Annotated in this window: 20 protein-coding genes; 11 read left to right on the forward strand and 9 right to left on the reverse strand. The window is 67.2% G+C overall.

Going from position 1 to position 18,818, the window contains the following annotated elements; genetic code table 11:
• Positions 1-34 precede the first annotated feature (34 nt).
• Positions 35-496, forward strand: coding sequence for a protein phosphatase (locus CJZ78_RS11595; RefSeq protein WP_094561480.1), 462 nt, complete (start codon positions 35-37; stop codon positions 494-496).
• Positions 496-1,140, forward strand: a complete 645-nt coding sequence (locus CJZ78_RS11600; protein WP_094561481.1) for a 2OG-Fe(II) oxygenase — start codon at positions 496-498, stop codon at positions 1,138-1,140. Before CJZ78_RS11595 ends, CJZ78_RS11600 begins: the two co-directional genes overlap by 1 nt.
• On the opposite strand, the gene CJZ78_RS11605 is transcribed toward CJZ78_RS11600, so the two are convergent.
• Positions 1,137-2,393: a mechanosensitive ion channel family protein gene (locus tag CJZ78_RS11605; RefSeq protein ID WP_094561482.1), complete on the reverse strand. Its 1,257-nt coding sequence runs from the start codon at positions 2,391-2,393 to the stop codon at positions 1,137-1,139. The genes CJZ78_RS11600 and CJZ78_RS11605 overlap by 4 nt on opposite strands.
• Positions 2,390-3,589 carry an extracellular solute-binding protein gene (locus tag CJZ78_RS11610; protein ID WP_094561483.1) on the reverse strand — a complete coding sequence of 400 codons (1,200 nt, stop codon included), beginning with the start codon at positions 3,587-3,589 and terminating at the stop codon, positions 2,390-2,392. The genes CJZ78_RS11605 and CJZ78_RS11610 overlap by 4 nt, the downstream gene beginning before the upstream one ends.
• A gap of 110 nt (positions 3,590-3,699) precedes the next feature.
• Here CJZ78_RS11610 and CJZ78_RS11615 point away from each other — a divergent pair, with 110 nt between their 5' ends.
• The 3 genes from CJZ78_RS11615 to CJZ78_RS11625 are packed head-to-tail and all read left to right on the forward strand — an operon-like array spanning position 3,700 to position 7,272.
• Positions 3,700-6,576: a valine--tRNA ligase gene (locus tag CJZ78_RS11615; protein ID WP_233128757.1), complete on the forward strand. Its 2,877-nt coding sequence runs from the start codon at positions 3,700-3,702 to the stop codon at positions 6,574-6,576.
• Between the two features lie 49 nt (positions 6,577-6,625).
• On the forward strand, positions 6,626-6,862 hold the full coding sequence (gene vapB, locus CJZ78_RS11620; RefSeq protein WP_094561484.1) for a type II toxin-antitoxin system VapB family antitoxin: 237 nt from the start codon (positions 6,626-6,628) through the stop codon (positions 6,860-6,862).
• Positions 6,859-7,272, forward strand: coding sequence for a type II toxin-antitoxin system VapC family toxin (locus CJZ78_RS11625; protein ID WP_233128758.1), 414 nt, complete (start codon positions 6,859-6,861; stop codon positions 7,270-7,272). Before vapB ends, CJZ78_RS11625 begins: the two co-directional genes overlap by 4 nt.
• Before the next feature lie 134 nt (positions 7,273-7,406).
• Here CJZ78_RS11625 and CJZ78_RS14690 read toward each other — a convergent pair whose 3' ends face one another.
• Positions 7,407-7,529, reverse strand: coding sequence for a type II toxin-antitoxin system Phd/YefM family antitoxin (locus CJZ78_RS14690; RefSeq protein WP_143592916.1), 123 nt, complete (start codon positions 7,527-7,529; stop codon positions 7,407-7,409).
• Positions 7,530-7,613: 84 nt separating this feature from the next.
• On the opposite strand from CJZ78_RS14690, the gene CJZ78_RS11630 reads away from it, so the two are divergent.
• Positions 7,614-8,243 (forward strand): TVP38/TMEM64 family protein, encoded by a 630-nt coding sequence (locus CJZ78_RS11630; protein ID WP_094561485.1) that lies wholly within the window; start codon positions 7,614-7,616, stop codon positions 8,241-8,243.
• On the opposite strand, the gene CJZ78_RS11635 is transcribed toward CJZ78_RS11630, so the two are convergent.
• Positions 8,219-8,443, reverse strand: a complete 225-nt coding sequence (locus CJZ78_RS11635; RefSeq protein ID WP_094561486.1) for a hypothetical protein — start codon at positions 8,441-8,443, stop codon at positions 8,219-8,221. The genes CJZ78_RS11630 and CJZ78_RS11635 overlap by 25 nt on opposite strands.
• A gap of 79 nt (positions 8,444-8,522) precedes the next feature.
• Here CJZ78_RS11635 and CJZ78_RS11640 point away from each other — a divergent pair, with 79 nt between their 5' ends.
• Complete coding sequence (locus CJZ78_RS11640; protein WP_094561487.1) at positions 8,523-11,249, forward strand: HAD-IC family P-type ATPase; 2,727 nt, start codon at positions 8,523-8,525, stop codon at positions 11,247-11,249.
• A 9-nt stretch (positions 11,250-11,258) separates the two neighbouring features.
• On the opposite strand, the gene ligA is transcribed toward CJZ78_RS11640, so the two are convergent.
• Both ligA and CJZ78_RS11650 read right to left on the reverse strand, forming a co-directional pair.
• Positions 11,259-13,358 carry an NAD-dependent DNA ligase LigA gene (gene ligA / locus CJZ78_RS11645; protein WP_233128759.1) on the reverse strand — a complete coding sequence of 700 codons (2,100 nt, stop codon included), beginning with the start codon at positions 13,356-13,358 and terminating at the stop codon, positions 11,259-11,261.
• 10 nt (positions 13,359-13,368) lie between these two features.
• On the reverse strand, positions 13,369-13,791 hold the full coding sequence (locus CJZ78_RS11650; protein WP_094561489.1) for a hypothetical protein: 423 nt from the start codon (positions 13,789-13,791) through the stop codon (positions 13,369-13,371).
• A gap of 53 nt (positions 13,792-13,844) precedes the next feature.
• Between CJZ78_RS11650 and CJZ78_RS11655 the strand changes: the two genes are divergently transcribed.
• The 3 genes from CJZ78_RS11655 (at position 13,845) to CJZ78_RS11665 (ending at position 15,658) form a co-directional block, all read left to right on the forward strand.
• Positions 13,845-14,390 carry a SprT family zinc-dependent metalloprotease gene (locus tag CJZ78_RS11655; protein ID WP_094561490.1) on the forward strand — a complete coding sequence of 182 codons (546 nt, stop codon included), beginning with the start codon at positions 13,845-13,847 and terminating at the stop codon, positions 14,388-14,390.
• 152 nt (positions 14,391-14,542) lie between these two features.
• Complete coding sequence (locus tag CJZ78_RS11660) at positions 14,543-15,094, forward strand: hypothetical protein (protein ID WP_094561491.1); 552 nt, start codon at positions 14,543-14,545, stop codon at positions 15,092-15,094.
• Positions 15,095-15,136: 42 nt separating this feature from the next.
• Positions 15,137-15,658 carry a DUF1269 domain-containing protein gene (locus CJZ78_RS11665; protein WP_094561492.1) on the forward strand — a complete coding sequence of 174 codons (522 nt, stop codon included), beginning with the start codon at positions 15,137-15,139 and terminating at the stop codon, positions 15,656-15,658.
• Here the strand turns inward: CJZ78_RS11665 and CJZ78_RS11670 are convergent.
• Both CJZ78_RS11670 and CJZ78_RS11675 read right to left on the reverse strand, forming a co-directional pair.
• Entirely contained in the window at positions 15,598-16,149 is a 552-nt protein-coding gene (locus tag CJZ78_RS11670) for a hypothetical protein (RefSeq protein WP_198953893.1), read from the reverse strand. The two genes, CJZ78_RS11665 and CJZ78_RS11670, sit on opposite strands and share 61 nt — an antisense overlap.
• A 103-nt stretch (positions 16,150-16,252) precedes the next feature.
• Positions 16,253-16,885 carry a chorismate lyase gene (locus CJZ78_RS11675; protein WP_094561493.1) on the reverse strand — a complete coding sequence of 211 codons (633 nt, stop codon included), beginning with the start codon at positions 16,883-16,885 and terminating at the stop codon, positions 16,253-16,255.
• A 63-nt stretch (positions 16,886-16,948) separates the two neighbouring features.
• Here CJZ78_RS11675 and CJZ78_RS11680 point away from each other — a divergent pair, with 63 nt between their 5' ends.
• A complete protein-coding gene (locus tag CJZ78_RS11680; protein WP_143592917.1) occupies positions 16,949-18,001 on the forward strand; it encodes a glycosyltransferase family 4 protein in 1,053 nt (350 codons plus the stop codon).
• A gap of 19 nt (positions 18,002-18,020) precedes the next feature.
• Here the strand turns inward: CJZ78_RS11680 and CJZ78_RS11685 are convergent, their stop codons facing one another.
• Positions 18,021-18,332, reverse strand: a complete 312-nt coding sequence (locus tag CJZ78_RS11685) for a hypothetical protein (protein ID WP_094561495.1) — start codon at positions 18,330-18,332, stop codon at positions 18,021-18,023.
• Positions 18,333-18,818: the final 486 nt, after the last annotated feature.

Below are 18,818 nucleotides of genomic sequence, written 5' to 3' on the forward strand. Positions count from 1 at the left end.
ACATGCTTGTGCAGTCTGCCCGCCGCTGAGCAGGATGGCAGGCATGAAGGCCACCAACCTGCAGGCAACGCTGTTCGATTTCGCCATCGGTGAGCTGGTGCGGCAGCACCGCGAGAGCTTCCAGCCGCTCTGGAGCACGGAGAGCTGGGCCAAGCTGATGATCTGGCTCTCGCTCAACTGCGGTTGCAGCGGCGACCGCGAGGGCCTGGAGGCCTTTGCGGCCGCCCTGGGCCCGGTGGTGACCACTCGGATGCGGCGCCTGTTCTTTGAGCGAAGTCTGGAGGATCTGGATCTTCAGGTGATGGCCGACCCTGCCGAGCAGCAGGTGCTGGTGATGCCTTTAGGCCCGCCTGGGCCGTTGGATCCCGCCCGGGTGGCCCAGGCCCTGGAGCGGGTGGGTCTGCTGCCCGGGCTCGTGGCTGGGCCGGAGCGCTGGCAGGCGTTGGATGCCGTGGTGGCCATTCCCTGGCTCGCCCTCCCGCAGGAGTCCCCCTGATGGACCTGATCGCGCCCTACCGGAACGCCGGTTTCGAAGCCCTCGCCGATGGGGTGATGGCCTTCTTCGAGCGCCGGCCCGATCTGCAGCGCCCCGGTGTGGCCTTTGGCCCGGAGGGCGCGGCCGGGGCCGGAGCAAGCGCTGAGCCGGCCAAGATCTCCACCGACATCAGCCTGGTGGCGATCGACCGCAGCGATCCCGAAGCCTTTGCCCTGGCCGAGGTGATCCTGCGCGGGGTGAATGCGGCCCTGGGCCAGTACCTCAAGGAGCGCCCCCTGTTTCGCGACTGCTGTCCGGAGCAGCAGTTGTTTGTGAATCCGATTTTCAACCTGCAACACTATGCACCGGGGGAGGGCTTCAAGCGCTGGCACTGCGACTGGACGATCAGCGACGAGGCCACCGAACCGGTGCACCGGGTGCTGGCTTGGATCCTCTACTGCAACGACGTGCCCGAGGGCGGCACGGAGTTCCACTGGCAGGAGCACCACGAGGAGGCGGAGCGGGGCAAGCTCGTGATCTTTCCGGCGGGCCCCTCCCACATTCACCGCGGCCGCGTCAGCCACAGCCACACCAAAACGATCGCCACCGGCTGGATCAACGCCGGCAGCCGGGAGGACTACCTGCGTCGGCTGGCCAGGAGCTAGTGGTTGTCGACGTTGGGCCGGTGCTGCTCGGGCGGCCACACCATCGAATACTCCACCTGCTGGGGGAAGGGGATTTCGATGCCCTGCTGTTTGAAGGCACGCCATATCTCCAGGTTCACGGCGCTGGAGATCACGGGGGCCTCGATCGGGTTGGCGATCCAGAAGCGCAGCCCGTAGTTGATCGCAAAGTCGCCATAGCTGAGCAACAGGCCCTTCGGCGCCGGCTCCGCCAGCACAGTGTCCACCCCTAGGGCCGTGGCCTCCAGCAGGGCGATCACCTGATGGGGGTCGTGGTGGTAGGCGGCGCCCACATCCACCTGGCAGCGGCGCATGCGGTCGCTGGCGGTGTAGCTAGTGGTCGCCTCCGTGAAGAAGGTCTGGTTGGGAATCAGCAGTTCGGCGTTGTCGCGGTCGCGCCAGAGCAGGGTGGCCCGCAGACCCAGTTTGCGCACTTCGCAGTGGTCGTCATCGAGCAGAAGCACCTCTCCGGGGCGCACCGAGCCCTCAAACAGCAGCCACAGGCCGCTCACGAAGTTGGAGAACACCTCCTTGATGCCGAAGCCAAGGCCCACCGACAGGCCGCCGGCCACGGCGATCAGGGCGGTGGTGTTGAGGCCCAGGTGCATCCCCACGCCCACCAGCCCCAATCCCACAACGGTGTAACGCAGCATCAACTCCATGGCTTTGCGGCTGCTATCGCTGGTTGCCAGGGCCCGTTGCACCAGCCAGGCCACGCCCGCCGCCGGTGGCCCCGAGCCCACCAGCACCAGGTAGGTGATCAGCCCGGCATTGAACAGCTTGCCCGCATCGACGGGCACCCCCAGCACGCTGCCCAGGGGGGCTACGGCCAGATCCCTGATGCTGTCGAGGCTGCTGATCAGCATCAGGGCCGCCAGCAGCAGATAGGCGGGCCGCAGCAGGCGGCTATCCAATTGCCGCGCCGTTTCCGTGCCGAGGCGGCGTTGCAGCAGGGGCTGCAGCAGGTTGAGGGCGTACCAGCCCAGCCAGAGCATGCCCAGCTGGCCGCTGAGTCCGTAGGGCAGCCCCAGCAGGGCCAGCAGCAGGCAGCTGGCCGCCAGCACCACAAGGGCCAGGGGGGTGTAGGCCCGCGGCCGCAGCTGGCGTAGCCAGTTTCGGCGGGCTGCAAAGCGCCGCAACACCATTAGCCCGATCACCACAGCCAGTTGCAGCAGCACGGCGGGCCGCTCCAGATAGCCCAGCCAGCCCAGCACCTCCAGCAACAGCTCCCTCATGGCCGGTTCCGCAGGATCGCCACCAGGCTCTGGCCTGCCTTGCTGGGCGGCACCTCCCCAAACACCAACGTGGTGAGCAGGGTCTGGATCTTGTCTAACCGGGGATCGTTGCTGTGAATGAGTTCCCCCAGGGTGTTGGTCTGGCTGCCCTGTTCGGTCGAGGTCACCATGGCGCGAAGCGTCGCCGAGCTGCTCACCGGCACCCTCACGAAGCGGTTGGCTGGCAGCACCACCTGGGAGCCCAGGGTGAGATTCCTCTGGCTCAGGGGGTTCACGCTGAAGCAGCTGAAGGCCAGGGCCCGCTCGCGGCTGCTGCGGCTGGCGTTGGTGCCGAGGGCCAACACCCGCAGCTTGTTGATTGGACTCGCATTACCCCCCTCGCCCCCCGGCAGGGGCGCCACCCCGAGCCCATCCCCCAGGGTTTTGCGCAGCCGGGGTATGGCCGAGCTGCGACAGGGGAACCAGTCGAGCCGGCCCGCCTGGAATTCCGCCTCTGCCGAGGAGTGACTGGCGTAAAAGGTCACCCGCAGTTGGTTGTTGGCGTTTTGCAGCCAGGTGAGCCAGCGCTCGATCGCCTGCTGCTGGGCCCCGCTGGGTTGCCTACCGGCAGCGGCTGTATCGATGGCGTCGATCGCACCAAGGCTGCCGACTGTCCAGAAGAGGTTGTAGGCCTCCATCGAGAGGCCCACGGGATGGCCCTTGGCACTGGTGTCGAGCAGCTGCTCCAGGGTGGCTGGTGCCACTGGCAGTCGCCGGCGGTTGAAGCAGGCCAGCTGGGTCTGCACCAGCAATGGCAGCCCGGCCAGTTCTCCGGAGGAGTTGCGCAGCCGATCGAGCACCTGGGGATCGAACGGGTTGAGATCCACTTCAGTTCGCGGGAAGGGCGCGATCACACCTGCATCCAACAGCTGCACGGCCATGTCCCCGTTGATCAGCAGCAGATCGGGGCCCAGCCCGGCCCGGTTGCGGCGTTGGATCGCCCAGGCCAGTTGCTGTTCGGGGTAGAGGCTGACCTGAAATCGGGTGTTGGGGTAAAGCTGCCTGTAGCCAGCTTCTAAATAACCCAGTCGCTGCCGGGTGTCGGCGAGCAGGTTGGCGTCGATCGTTTCATCGGGGTTCACCTCCACCCCGAGGTAAAGCACGTTGGGCAGCCCATCGCTTGCGCGGCAACCGAGCAGCAGTAGTGAGGCCAGCACAGCTAGGCAGCGCCATGCCACGCGTCGTGTCGCCTGTGAGGGGGCCGGGGGATGCGGCATGGCCTTGTTCTGCGGACTCATCATCCCTGGCCTCGGCCCGTTTTGCGACCATGGCCCGAGTGCCCGTGCCTGCCGCCGTGACCGAGCTGTCTGCCCCAGCCCCAGAAGCGGCCCTGCCCAAGACCGTCGCAGCCGAAGGGCTGCCCAAGACCTACGACCCGGCCGGCACCGAGAGCCGTTGGCAGCAGGCCTGGGAGAGCAGCGGTGCCTTTCACCCGGATCCTGCGGCGGAGGGAGAACCCTTCTCTGTCGTGATTCCGCCGCCGAACGTGACCGGCAGCCTGCACATGGGCCACGCCTTCAACACGGCCCTGATCGACACGATCGTGCGCTTCCAGCGCCTGCGTGGCAAAAACGTGCTCTGCCTGCCCGGCACCGACCATGCCTCGATCGCCGTGCAGACGATCCTCGAGAAGCAGCTCAAGGCGGAGGGCAAACGCAAGGAAGACCTGGGCCGCGAGGCCTTCCTGGAGCAGGCCTGGGAGTGGAAGGCCCAGAGCGGCGGCACGATCGTGGGCCAGCTTCGGCGCCTGGGTTACTCGGTGGACTGGCAGCGCGAGCGCTTCACCCTCGATGCCGGTTGCAGCGCCGCGGTGATCGAGGCCTTCAACCGCCTGCATGAGCAGGGGCTGATCTACCGGGGCGAATACCTGGTGAATTGGTGCCCCGCCTCGGGATCGGCGGTGAGCGATCTGGAGGTGGAGATGAAGGAGGTGGACGGTCACCTCTGGCACTTCCGCTATCCGCTCAGCAGCGGCGGGGGTTTCTTGGAAGTGGCCACCACCCGGCCCGAAACCCTGCTGGGCGATACGGCGGTGGCGGTGAACCCCAAAGACCCCCGCTACGCCGAGCTGGTGGGCCAGACCCTCACCCTGCCCCTGGTGGGGCGTGAGATCCCGATCGTGGCCGACGACCACGTGGATGCCGAGTTCGGCACGGGCTGCGTGAAGGTGACCCCCGCCCACGATCCCAACGACTTCGCCATCGGCCAGCGCCACGACCTGCCGCTGATCACGGTGATGGCCAAGGACGGCTCAATGAACGAGGCCGCCGGCCGCTTCGCCGGGCTGGATCGCTTCGAGGCCCGCCAGGCGGTGGTGGCGGCGATGGAGGCGGAGGGTTTCCTCGTGAAGGTGGAGCCCTACCGCCACAGCGTGCCCTTTTCCGATCGCGGCAAGGTGCCGGTGGAGCCGCTGCTCTCCACCCAGTGGTTTGTGCGCACCGAGCCCCTGGCCGCCCGCTGCCGGGAGGCGCTGGATGCTGCTGCCACCGGCCCCGAACCCCGCTTCGTGCCGGAGCGCTGGAGCATGGTGTACCGCGACTGGCTCACCGACATCCGCGACTGGTGCATCTCCCGTCAGCTGTGGTGGGGCCACCGCATCCCGGCCTGGTTTGTGGTGAGCGAAACCGGCGGCCTCATCACCGACAGCACCCCCTATGTGGTGGCGCGGGATGAGGTGGAAGCCATGGCGAAGGCCGAGGCGCAGTTTGGCGGCGGCACACATGCCCACCCGCTGGTGCTGGAGCAGGACCCCGACGCCCTCGACACCTGGTTTTCCAGCGGTCTCTGGCCCTTCTCCACCCTCGGCTGGCCCGATGCCGATGCCGCCGATCTGGAGCGCTGGTATCCCACCAGCGTGCTGGTGACGGGCTTCGACATCATCTTTTTCTGGGTGGCCCGGATGACGATGATGGCCGGCGCCTTTACGGGTCGGATGCCCTTTCGGGATGTGTACATCCACGGCCTGGTGCGGGATGAGCAGAACCGCAAGATGAGCAAATCGGCGGGCAACGGCATCGACCCGCTGCTGCTGATCGATCGCTACGGCGCCGATGCGCTGCGCTTCGCCCTGGTGCGGGAGGTGGCCGGTGCCGGCCAGGACATCCGCCTCGACTACGACCGCAAATCCGACACCTCCGCCACCGTGGAGGCCTCGCGCAACTTCGCCAACAAGCTCTGGAACGCCACCCGTTTCGCCCTGATGAACCTGGGCGGCGAGACGCCCGCTTCGCTGGGCGACCCGGATCCCGCCTCCCTGCAACTGGCCGACCGCTGGATCCTCTCGCGCCTGGCCCGCGTCAACCGTGAAACCGCCGAGCGCTACGAGGGCTACGGCCTGGGCGAGGCCGCCAAGGGGCTCTACGAGTTTGCCTGGAATGAGGTGTGCGACTGGTATCTGGAGCTGATCAAGCGTCGGTTGCAGGTGCCGGCGGATCTGGAAGGGGCTGCCCGCGAGGCGGCCCTGGCCGATCAGTGCACCGCCCGCCAGGTGTTGGCCAAGGTGTTGAACGCGCTGCTGGTGATGCTGCATCCGCTGATGCCGCACCTCAGCGAGGAGCTCTGGCATGGCCTCACCGGTGAGAGCGAGGCCACCTTCCTGGCCCTCCAACCCTGGCCGACGCTGGATGCCGCTTCGCTCAACGACCAGCTGGAGGCGAGCTTCGCCGAGCTGATCGAGGCGATTCGGGTGGTGCGCAACCTGCGGGCCGTGGCGGGCCTCAAGCCGGCCCAGCCGGCGCCGGTGCAGTTCGTCACCGGCCGCGGCGCGCTGGCCCAGCTGTTGCAGGAGGCCACCGCCGATATCACCACCCTCACCCGTGCCGAGAGCGTGGCGGTGCTCGATCCCGCCACCGCCGAGGCTGCCCGCGGGGGCGCTGCCGGTCAGCGGACCCTGGCCGGGGTGTGTGGCGAGCTCCAGGTGCTGCTGCCCATTGAGGGCCTGGTGGATCTCGATGCCCTGCGGGGCCGGCTGGAGAAGGATCTCGCCAAGGCCGAGAAGGAGATCGCCGGCCTGGCGGGCCGCCTGGCCAATCCCAACTTCGCCGGCAAGGCGCCGCCGGAGGTGGTGGTGGAGTGCAAGGCCAACCTGGCCGAAGCCCAGGCCCAGGCGGAACTGGCCCGCAAGCGCCTGGCGGAGCTGGGCTGAACGCTTAGGATGTATGCGTACATCCAGCTCAGCTTCCTTGGGTTCCGCCATGGCCACCACCCGGCTGTTCCGTAATGGTCACTCCCAGGCCGTGCGTATCCCTGCAGAGCTGGCCTATGGGCGCAGTGATCTGGAGCTGGAGATCGAGAGGGTGGGAGACGAGTTGAGGATCCGGCCAGCCGGGCGTCCCATTCGCGGCGCCTTGGCCGCTCTCTCCCGGTTTTCAGCCGATTTCATGGCCGATGGCCGCGGCGATCAGGAGCAGGCCGATCGGGAGGCCCTGTGACCATTCGGCCCCTCTATCTGCTCGACACCAACATTTGTATCTATCTGATGAAGGATCAGCCGCCACAGGTGTCTGATCGCTTCGCTGCCTGCCGGGTGGGGGAGGTGGTGATCTCGGCCATTACGGCAGCGGAGCTGGAGTTCGGCGTGGTGGCCTCCGGCGCGGAGGCGGATCGCAACCGCCAGGCCCTGGAACAGTTTCTGCTGGAGGTGCCGGTGCTGCCCTTCGATCGCCAGGCGGCCCGCGCCTACGGCCCTGTGCGCTGGGCGACGCGGCTACGCCGCCGCGATGCTCTCGACAAGCTGATCGCCGCCCATGCGCTTGCGCTGGAGGTGGTGCTGGTCACCAACAATCCCTCGGATTTCCAGGGCTACCCGGATCTGGCGATTGAAAACTGGGTGGACAGCTGATCAACCACATCCAGCAGCCACCAGAGCTACACGTGGGTATCGAGGAGCACCCTCACTGCAGGGCTGAGAAGACCTGAGCATCCAGCACCGAGTTCCCTCGTTCAGCTCGAACCAACCTGAGCCACGCAGGCCTATCAAGGGGGGTGATCCGCTGGCGGCACGCCGATGCGGCTGATTTGCACCTCTTCTCCCCCGGCTTCCACTTGCCGGATCAGCTCCAGACAGTGGGCGCGGAACTGGGTGACCGAAACGTCCATCAAATCAGCTTGATGGCCTTTTTGTGCCGTCACCAAGCGGTCGGCCTTGCACCAGCATGGGGGCGTGTTGCCTGACGCATCGCGCTGACCCCAGACCTCCTTCCGCCGGCGTGGCTGCCACAGCTGCTTGAGGCGTTGCGCTCCCCCTGGGGGGCGGCGGCCTTCGTGCCGCTTTATGCCCTCTGGGTCACCCTTCTGCTTCCCGGGGTGTGGGCCTCGATGCTGGCCGGAGCCCTGTACGGACCCTGGTGGGGCAGCCTGATTGTGTTTGTGGGGGCTTGCCTCGGGGCGGAGGCGGCCTTCCTGCTCGGCCGCACCTGGCTGCGTGGCTGGGCCCGGCAGCGGCTGAGCGCTGTGCCCAAGCTTTTGGCGATCGAGCAGGCGGTGAGTCGGGAGGGCTTGAAGCTGGTGCTGCTCACCCGGCTCTCGCCTGTATTTCCCTTTTCCCTGCTCAACCTCGCCTACGGCCTCAGCGACGTGAGCCTGCGCGACTACTCGATTGGTCTGATCGGCATCGTGCCCGGCACGATTCTGTTCTGCGGCCTGGGGGCCCTGGCCGGCGATGTGGCCCGCTTTGGCGAGGTGCTCTCCGGCCAGGCTGATCCCGGCACCTGGGCCCTGCGGATTGTGGGGCTGCTGGCCACCGTGGTGGTGGTGTGGCTGGTGGGCCGGGCGGCTCAACGGGCGCTTCAGGAGCCCGGAGATTCGGGCTGATCTGCGCTCTCTGCCTGGTCCGGATCGGGCAGGTTCCAGTCGCGCAGGGCGGCGATCAGCACAAACCAGGCCAGCCTTAGCTTTGCCGGCAGCCCGGAGCGGTTCGCCAGCTCGGCATATTGGGCCCGGCCGCAGGGCGCCTTGATCCAGCGATGGATCGACGGCCGTTCAGCGCCAGGCTCTGGGGTGGGCAGGGTCATGGCCGAAGCAGCGCCGGGGATCTGAGTCTGGCCACCCTGCCTAGGTTGCGAGGGTTGCTGCGCCGCTGCAAGCCAAACCATGCTGGACGCCTCGCCTCATGCGCAGACCGCCGCTGCCGTGCTGCAGCAGCTCGGCAGTGACCCCGCTGAGGGCCTTGCTGCCGCCGAGGTGGCGCGGCGCTGTGAGCGCTATGGCCGCAACGAACTGGCCGAGCCGCCGACCCAGCCGGGATGGCTGAAGCTGCTGCTTCAGTTTCACCAGCCCCTGCTCTACATCCTGTTGGTGGCGGGTCTGATCAAGGCTCTGCTGGGCTCCTGGACCAACGCCCTGGTGATCTGGGCCGTCACGCTGATCAACGCCGTGATCGGCTACATCCAGGAGGCTCGGGCTGAGGGGGCGATTGCGGCCCTGGCCCGCTCGGTGAGCACGGAGACCACCGTGTTGCGCGACGGCCAGACCCTGCGCATCCCCTCCCGTGATCTGGTGCCGGGCGATGTGGTGCAGTTGGCCGCGGGCGACAAGGTGCCGGCGGACCTGCGGTTGGTGGAGGTGCGGGATCTGCAGGTCGATGAGTCGGGGCTCACGGGGGAATCGCTGCCGGTGCTGAAGGACCTGGCCCCCCTCCTATCCGATACGCCCCTGGCCGACCGTCGCTGCATGGTCCACGCCGGCAGCTTCGTGACCTCCGGTCAGGGGTTTGGGGTGGTGGTGGCCACCGGTGATGCCACCGAGATGGGGGCCATCTCCCAGTCGTTGCAGCAGCGCAGCAGCTTGAGCACGCCGCTCACGCGCCGTTTTGCCCGCTTCAGTCGGGTGCTCCTTTATTTCATCCTGGCGGTGGCGGCTCTCACCCTGGCGATCGGCCTGGGCCGCGGCCAGCCCTTTGCCGAGGTGTTTGAGGCGGCGGTGGCTCTGGCGGTGAGTGCGATCCCCGAGGGCCTGCCGGCGGTGGTCACGATCACCCTGGCGATCGGCGTGAACCGGATGGCGGCCCGCCACGCCATCATCCGCAAGCTGCCGGCGGTGGAGGCCCTGGGCAGTGCCACGGTGATCTGCTCCGACAAGACCGGCACCCTCACCGAAAACCAGATGACGGTGCAGGTGGTGGAGGCCGGCGGCGTCAGCTATCGCGTCACCGGAGGCGGCTACAGCCCCCATGGCGACCTGCTCGATGCCAGTGGTGCGGTGGTGGATCCCCTGCCCGACCCCCTGGATCAGCTGCTGCGCTGCGGCGTGCTCTGCAATGACGCCCGCCTGATGCAGGAGCACGGCAACTGGAGTTGCCAGGGGGATCCCACCGAGGGGGCCCTGTTGGCGTCGGCGGAGAAGGCTGGCCTCACCCGGGCAGGGCTGGAAGGTCACTGGCCGCGGCTGGACGTGCTTCCGTTCGCCTCCGACCACCAGTACATGGCCACCCTCCATGACGGGGACGACAGCGAGCGGCTGCTGCAGGTGAAGGGCTCGCTGGAGGCCCTGCTACCCCGCTGCGCCGGCATGCTCGCCGCCGATGGTGCGGTTGTGCCCGTGACGGTCGCGGCGATCCAGGAGCGGGTGGATGCACTGGCCGGCAAGGGACTTCGCCTGATCGCCTTCGCGGCCAAGCGCCTGCCCCACCACCGTCACGACCTCAGCCACGAGGATGTGGAGAGCGGTCTGGTGTTCCTCGGCCTGCAGGGCATGCTCGACCCGCCGCGGCCGGAGGCGATCGCGGCGGTGGCGGCCTGCCAGCGGGCCGGCATCTCGGTGCGGATGATCACCGGCGACCACGCCGCCACCGCCGCCGCCATCGCTGCCCGCATGGGCTTGGGGGGTTCGGAACCGGCCAGCCAAGCCAGCGAGGCTGAGCCCCTGCGGGCCTACACCGGCCGTGACCTGGCGGCGATGGATTCGGCCCAGCTGGCCGCCGCCGCTGCCGCTGGCCAGGTGTTTGCCCGGGTGGCCCCGGCTCAGAAGCTGGAGCTGGTGAAGGCGCTGCAGGCCCAGGGGGAGGTGGTGGCCATGACCGGAGATGGCGTCAACGACGCCCCGGCGCTCAAGCAGGCCGACATCGGCATCGCCATGGGTCAGGGCGGCACGGAGGTGGCCCGGGAGGCGTCCGACATGCTGCTCACCGACGACAACTTCGCCTCGATTGAGGCGGCGGTGGAGGAGGGGCGCACGGTGTATCGCAACCTGCGCAAGGCGATCGCCTTCCTGCTGCCGGTGAACGGCGGTGAGTCGATGACGATCCTGATCAGCGCCCTGCTGGCCCGCGATTTGCCGATCCTGGCCCTGCAGGTGCTGTGGCTCAACATGATCAACTCGATCACGATGACCGTGCCCCTGGCCTTTGAGCCCAAGGCGCCCGACACGATGATCCGGCCGCCGCGGGATCCCCATGAACCGCTGATCACGCCCCGGCTGCTGCGGCGCATCCTGGTGGTGTCCGCCTTCAACTGGGTGCTGATCTTCGGGGTGTTCGAGTGGGTGCGGATCGGCGGTGGCAGCCTGCAGCTGGCCCGCACGGCGGCGATTCAGGCGCTGGTGGCCGCCCGGATCATCTACCTGCTCAGCATCAGCCAGCTGGGCCGCAGCCTGGCCGCGCGGCTGCTGGGCCAGGCCGGGTCGGTGGCCCGGGGCCCCCAGCTGCTGCTGGGGATCGGCCTGGCCGTGCTGCTGCAGGTGGTGTTCAGCCAGTGGCGGCCGATGAACAGCCTGTTCCAGACGGCGCCGATCGGGCTCACCGAGCTGGGGGCGTGTGGCTTGGCGATGGTGGCGATGCTGCCGGTGGCCTGGCTGGCCAACCGGCTCGATCCCAGCGCCTAATCGAGGGGGTCAGGCAGCCAGCAGCGCCTTGAGCCCCGCCTCATCCAGCACCGCCACCCCGAGGCTCTCGGCCTTGCTGAGCTTGCTGCCGGCTTCGGCGCCGGCCACCACGTAGCTGGTTTTCTTGCTCACCGAGCTGCTCACCTTGCCGCCGGCGGCCTCGATCAGGGCCTGGGCCTGGCTGCGGCTCATCGACGGCAGGGTGCCGGTGAGCACAAAGGTCTGGCCCTGCAGCGCCGCGCCGCCGCTGTCGTGGGCCCGCGCGGCGGCCTCCGCCAGTTCGGGTTCGGTGGCCGCCAGGGAGAAGCCCAGTGCCTCCAGCTGCTCCAGCAGCCGCTGGTTGGCGGCGGTGGCGAACCACTGCTGCAGGCTCTCGGCGATCTGTTCACCGATGCCGAACACGGCGGTGATCGCCTCAGGCGTGTTGGCAGCGGCGGTGGTGAGATCAGCAGCACTGGGGAAGGTCTGGGCCAGGGCCTTGGCGTTCACCTCGCCCACGTGGTGGATGCCGAGGCCGTAAAGCTGGCGGTGCCAGGGCTGTTGTTTTGAGGCGGCCAGGGCGGCCACCAGGTTCTCGGCGCTTTTCCCCCCCATGCGCTCGAGGCTGGCTAGCAGCGCTGCATCGAGGCGGTAGAGGTCGGCGATCGAGTGCACCAGGCCCCGATCCACCAGCTGTTCGATCAGCTTGCTGCCGGCGCCATCCACATCCAGGGCCGCCTTGCTCACCCAGTGGCGCAGGGCGCCGCGCAGGATCGCCGGGCAGCTGCTGTTCACGCAGCGGGTGGCCGCTTCCCCCTCCTCGCGCACCAGCTCTGCGCCGCATTCGGGGCAGACGTGAGGCAGCTCCAGCAGGGTCGCGCCGGCGGGCCGCAGCTCCGGCAGCACCCGCACCACCTCGGGGATGATCTCGCCGGCCTTGCGCACCACGATCGTGTCGCCGGCGTGCAAATCCAGCTCCGCCAGCCGATCGGCGTTGTGCAACGTGGCCCGGCTCACCGTGGTGCCGGCCAGGGGCACCGGCTCGAATTCGGCCACGGGCGTCACCACCCCGGTGCGGCCCACCTGGCAGCCCAGCCGTAGCAAACGGCTCGGGGCCTCCTCGGCGGCGTATTTCAGGGCGATCGCCCAGCGCGGAGCCTTCTGGGTGAAGCCCGCGTCGGCCTGCAGGCGCAGGTCGTTGAGCTTCACCACCACGCCGTCGGTGGCGTAGGGCAGGGCCTTGCGGCCCTCATCCCATTGGGCGAAAAACCCCTCCACCGCCGCTAGATCCGGCAGCAGCGCCGCGTTGGGGTTCACCTTGAAGCCGGCGGCCTGGAGCCATTGCAGCGCCTCCCACTGGCTGGTGGGTCGCGGCGGATCGCCCCCGTTCGCGCCGTCCGCTCCGGGCTGCCAGTCGTCGGGCAGGTGCAGGGTGTAAGCGAAGAAATCCAGCCGCCGGGCGGCCACCACCCGCGGATCGAGCTGGCGCAGGGTGCCGGCGCAGGCGTTGCGGGGGTTGGCGAACAGGGCTTCGCCGCGTTGGCCCCGCTCGGCGTTGATCGCCGCGAAGGTGCCATCGGGAATCAGGGCCTCGCCGCGCACCTCCACCCAGGCCGGCGGGTGCTCCAGCTGCAGCCGCAGCGGCACGCTCTGGATCGTGCGCACGTTGGCGGTGATCTCCTCGCCCCGCTCGCCATCGCCGCGGGTGGCGGCCCGCACCAGCAGGCCCTGCGCGTAGCTCAGCGCCAGGGCGTTGCCGTCGATCTTCAGCTCGCCCACCATCGCCAGTTGGGGCAGGGGCATTCCAGGCTCGGGCGTGCGGTCGAGCACCTTGAGCAGGCGGCCATACCAGGCCTCCAGCTCCTCGAGCGAAAAGGCGTTGTCGAGGCTGAGCAGGCCGATGCGGTGCTCCACGCTGCTGAAGCCCTCGGCCGGGGCACCGCCCACCCGCTGGGTGGGGCTGTCGGGGCTGACCAGCTCCGGCTGAGCGGCCTCGAGCTCCTGCAGCTCCCGGTAGAGCCGGTCGTAGACGGGATCCTCCAGGTCGGGGGCATCCAGCACGTAGTAGGCGTGGGCGGCACGCTGGAGCAGCTGGCGCAGCTCCTCCGCGCGGGCCTGATCTGACGTCACAGCGAGGGGCTCAGGCGGCGGCCAGCTTGGTGATGCGATCGACGCGCCACTGCTCCTCCACCTTCACGAAGGTGAAATCCAGCGGTAGTTCGTCGTTGCCGTCGCTCTTGAGCTTCACGGTGAGGATCAGCTGGCCATCGTCGAGCCGGGGCCGGCCGGATTTGAGGTTGCGGTATTTGTTGAGCTGCAGCCCTGCCAGGAAGCGGATGAACTGTTGCCGGTTCACATGGGAGCGGTAGTTCTTGGTGGTGAGCAGGTAGGCGCCATCGATCTGGCCGCTGGCCACCTGGGTGAAGAACTGCTTGATGAGGGGGTTGATGCCGCGGGCGCTGAGCACCAGCTTCACCGCCGTGACCGTCCAGTAGAGGAGCAGGGTCCCGGCCCCAGCCAGCAGGGCCTTGGTGCCGATGTCGCGGGTGAGACCCCAGTCCATCTCGAAATAAATTGCGTTGACTGGGCCAGAGTCTGACTGACTGCCAAGCCGGCATGCCCCTCGAGCCCCTGCTGCCGCTGTTTCACCGTCTGGATCGGGAGCACTTTGACGGCTCATTGGCGCCCGCTGGCCAGCGGCTGGTGGAGCTGCGTTGGAGCGACGGCCGCATGCGTTGCACGGCAGGGATGTATCGCTTCGGTCGGCACGCCGATGGACGGCGCCTCTGCGAGATCGTGCTGTCGAGGCCCCTGCTCGACCCCCTGCCCCGCGCGGCCACCCTCAGCACCCTCTGCCACGAAATGATTCACGTTTGGGTGGATCGGGTGGTGGGCGCTCAGGAGGTGCATGGCCCCCAGTTCCGGGCCCGGATGGCCGCCATCAATGCGGCCCAGAGCGAGTTTCAGGTGAGCATCCGCCACCGCTATCCCCTGCCGGCCAGCGTCACGCCGCCCCGCTGGTTGGCCTGCTGTCCCACCTGCGGCGTGCAAGCGCCCTACCGACGCCGGGTGAAGGGCCTGGCCTGCCGCTTGTGCTGCGAGCGCCTCCATGGCGGGCGCTGGCATGCCAGCTGCCTCTTGCACTTTGAGCAAGCGGCTTAGGGTCACGCCAGCTCGGCATCGCCATGGGCGTGTTTCTCTGGACCCTGGAATTTGGCGGGTTGACCATCGCCCTGGTTGGCCTGGGTCGCGAGCGCTGGTTGGCGGGCCGGCACCGCTAGCTCTAGCGCTAGCTGGATCCCTAACCTGGACCCATGCCTGAGTTTTGGTCTGATCCGGTTGAGCAGCGTTTTGATCGGCTGGTGAGTGCGGGCCGGCAGCTGGTGGATGGGGTGTCCGGCGCACGGCCTGGCTCCCGCTCAGGTGCGCGCTCGGCGGCCCGCGGCGATGGGCGCCGTGCCCGGCTGGATGGTTTGGGTCGTTGGGTGGAAAACAAGCTCGATTGGATCCTCGAAGACGACGACGACTGGCGTGAGCCCTGGCAGGAGACGAGGCCGGAACCCAAGTTCGAACCCCGACCCGAACCCCGACCCGAACCCCGACCCGAATCCAGGTCGCAAGCCAGTGCCGCTGGGCCCTCGCGTCGCCGCCCCCTCGATGCCATTTCCCGTCGCACCACGGCTGCCCAGCCAGCTGATCCCTCCGAGTGGCCCGACGACGACACCTTCACGCTGCCCCGTTGGCAGCGGCAGGCCTCCAGCAGCCGATCGGCTTCCAGTGCCTCGCCCTCTGACGGCCGCCCTGCTGCAGGAGATGGTGCAACCCCTGGCCGGGCCCTGCCCCGCTCCACCCGGCGCCGGGCCTAGCCAGGATTCCTCACTAGCCTTGCCTCAGTGGCAAACGGTGCGATGGGCAGCCTGGTGGCGGTTGGGTTTCCCAAGGCCGAGGAGGCCGAGCAGGTGCGGCGGGAGCTGGTCGACATCCAGCGCGAGCAGCTGATCGCCCTCGAGGATGCGGTGGTGGTGGAGCACGACGGCGAGGGTCAGGTGCACCTGCGTCAGGCCATCAACCTGACGGCGGCGGGTGCCCTGGGTGGCGGCTTTTGGGGCACGCTCGTGGGCCTGCTGTTCCTCAACCCGTTGCTCGGTGCAGCGGTGGGTGCGGGCGTGGGTGCGGCGTCCGGCTCCCTCTCGGACATCGGCATCAACGATGGCTTCATGCGGGAGTTGGGCGAGACCCTGCCCCGCGGCAGTGCAGCCCTGTGTTTGTTGGTGCGCGAAGCGACGCCGGATCGGGTGATCGAGCGCCTGCGCGCCCATGCCCCCCACGCCAAGCTGCTGCGCACCAACCTCAGCCACACCGACGAGGATCAGCTCCGCGAACTGCTGGAGCGGGCTCGCCTGCAGGCCGAGGCCCTGCGCTTGGGTTGAGCGTGTCGGCTGGGAGTGCGGGCTCCCACCTGAAAGCTGCAGCCCCGTTGCTGCAGTTCCAGGTTCACCGGCCGCACCAGCTCCTGGGGCAGGTCGCTTGCCATTTCGTCGGCGGAGGTGCTGATCGCGGGTGAGCCCTGCACCAGGGCCACCAGTAGGTCGGCCCACTGGCCCACCAACTGGTGTTCGGCCATGGGCCGTAGACCCTGCTCCTGCAGCAGTGGGCTGCAGCCCTGCGCGTTCCAAACAGCGCTGGGGTTGGGGGACTGGGGATGGTGTTGGTAGGCCAGGCCTTGGCGCAGGGCGCTGGGGCTGGGGGCACCGTTGCCCTGGCGCAGGCCGGCCTCGCTCAGCAGCCGGCCGCAATGCACGGCGGAAATGCCATAGATCCGGCCGAGGTCGGTCAGGCTCAACCAGTGGGCCTGCGCCGGATTGGTAGCAGGCGGGTTGGCAGTAGGCGGCGTGGGGGTGGTCTTGGTAGAGGTGATCATAGCCCGGTTTGCCGGCGCGAGTGCCCCCATGCTGCGAAGAGCATGACCAGCGTCAATCCGTCAAGCCCTTATTGCTGCAAGCCGTTACCGAGTTTGCAAACTGTTATGGCGTTGTGGTGCGGTTTGCAACGGGCCCCAGCCAGTGCTCCAGGGCCGGCGAAAACACTTCCCGGATCACGGTGAGCTCCTTGCCGCCGCGGAAAAAGCGGTAATGGCGGCTCCAGAAGGGGCCCACATGGCCAAAGCGCTCCTCCAGCCAGGGGGCATCCACGAGGGCCAGCCCATCCACCTCCCGAAATAGCTCAGCCCGATGGCTGGTGAGGCTGCGCCAGATCGGCTGCTCCCGCTGCTGGAGATAGGCATCGGCCTGCTGCTGATTCCACCAGCTCTCAGCCCAGGCCAGGGTCTGGTCGCCGCAGCGCAGCCACACCTGACGCCGCAGCAGTGGCCCATCCAGTTCGGCGATCTCCGGCGGTGGCGGGGCGCTCGTGGGCTGCTGGGCGCCACCCCCCGGAGGGTTGGTGGGTTCTGGCGCCATGGCGATCAACTCGATCTCCACCGGCTCGCCCGTGAGCGACTCCAGGTGCCGGGTGGGGCTGCCATCCCCCAACAAGAGCAGCCGCCAGGGCCCGCTCAGGCGTTGATCACCGGCGGCTGTGCTGCCATCGCTGAGGTTCAGCTGCCAGCGGGGATGGGGAGAAGGCAGAAGCCCCATTTTGCCGCGACCGGTGTCCATCGGGTGATTCTGGCGGCGGGAGCCGGTCCGCTGTGCTGGCCCGGGTAGCGTTGAATCCCCTGGGTGCTGGCGGTGCTGGCGGATGTTGTCGTCACCAACCTGCACAGGCGCTTCACGGGCGTCTCCGCCACCGTGCAGGCGCTGGTGCCGTGGCAGCGGCATCAGCAGGAGCTGGTGGTGTGGGACTGGGGTCAGCTGGGCTTGGGGGGTGAGATCGGGTTCTGGTCGTTGCTGCGCTGGGGCTGGAGCCGGCCCCATCGGGGTCGCTGGCGCATTTGGCATGCTCGCCGTGACATCGAAATTCTGATCGGCCTGTTGCTCCGTTCGCTGCTGCGGCAGCCCTGGCGGGTGGTGTTCACCTCGGCGGCCCCGAAACCCCCGGGTTGGTGGCTGGGCCAGCTGATCCGGCGTTGCGATGCGGTGATCGCCACTTCTCCGCGCTCGGCTGCGTTTCTGGAGCACTGCGATGCGGTGATCTTTCACGGGGTGGATTGCCAGCTGTTTCACCCGCCTGCCGATCGCCAGGCGGCCCTGGCGGAGGTGGGCCTGGCTGGAAAGCAGGTGATCGCCAGCTTCGGGCGGATCCGCCCCAGCAAGGGCACCGACCTGTTCGTGGAGGCCTTGATCCAACTGCTGCCCCACCATTCGGGTTGGATGGGTGTGGTCACCGGCCTGTGTCAACGCCGCGATCAGCCCTTCCTAGATTCCCTCAAACAGCGAATTGTGGCTGCTGGGCTCGAGCAGCGTATCTGGTTTGTGGGTGATCTGGAATCGACCGAGATCCGGCGCTGGTATCAACGCACTTCCATCTGTGTGGCAGCCTCGCGTCGCGAGGGTTTTGGCCTGACCCCCCTAGAGGCGATGGCCAGTGGTTGTGTACCGGTCACTTCAACAGCAGGTGCCTGGCCATGGATCATTCACCATGACTTTGGTTGTGCCATCAATATGGGTCAGCCAGCAGCTCTGTTTGCTTGCCTGGATGCTCTGATGGGTGACGCAGTGCGACTTGATCAGATGGCATCTGCGGCGAAATCTAAAGCAGTTGCGGCCCATTCGATCGAGCATGAAGCTGATTGTATTCATCAGGTCTATAGCCAGATCATGCGTTCCAACTAGGCGGTGGTCAACCAAGTCATCAGTAAGCCTGGATCTGTTTGTCAGTCTTTTCAGGGCATGCCGAAAAGCCAATTGCCAGAAAATAAAAGGAGTAAAAGAGTTGCATTGATCCATAAACGTCATAATGGGTTCCAAGTGGGAACCACATCAATAGGAATGCCAGAGTTCCTGCCAGGCCTAAGCCCCTTTGGTCCTCCAAAAGACCACGATACACAAATAAATACCTGGCCATGTAAATATAATAAATCAGGAAGCAGGCCAGGCCAATGATGCCTGTGCCAAGAGCAACTTCGATCAACGCTTGATCCCCCGGTATCAGGAAAGATGTCACCCCTGTTGTCAGTACACCCGGGGGCTTGAGGACATGAGCAATGCGTTGTTACAGCGAGGCCGTTAAGGCTGACGTCAGGAGGCGGAGGAGTCCGCCACGGCGGCAGAGCGTTTCCCAGATCTCAGCGGAGCTGAGCATTCACGTGGTGACCCTCTACAACTGGAGGAAAGCCTGGCGGTTCCATGCGCAGTCTTTGGTTCCATGCCTAAGTAGAACCTTGCTTGACAAAATGTGGAGCCGGTGGAGCACATTTTGATTTTGAATACCAGGAGAATAGTTTTCGTACGTGAGGTAGATTATGCACAATGGGTGAGACGGATCGCAGCACAGTCTCTCTGAGTTGCCTCAAGTAGTCCACAGTTTTAAGTATTGACATCGGAACATACTATAGGGCACCTTGAAAAATCGCAAGACCGCTTGATAGCGACCGAATTTGAATTATACTAAGGCTCCAAGATTACATGCTTTCCATGGGCCAGCGAGGTT

The sequence above is a fragment of the Synechococcus sp. 8F6 genome (genome assembly GCF_002252665.1).
Lineage (GTDB): Bacteria > Cyanobacteriota > Cyanobacteriia > PCC-6307 > Cyanobiaceae > Cyanobium_A.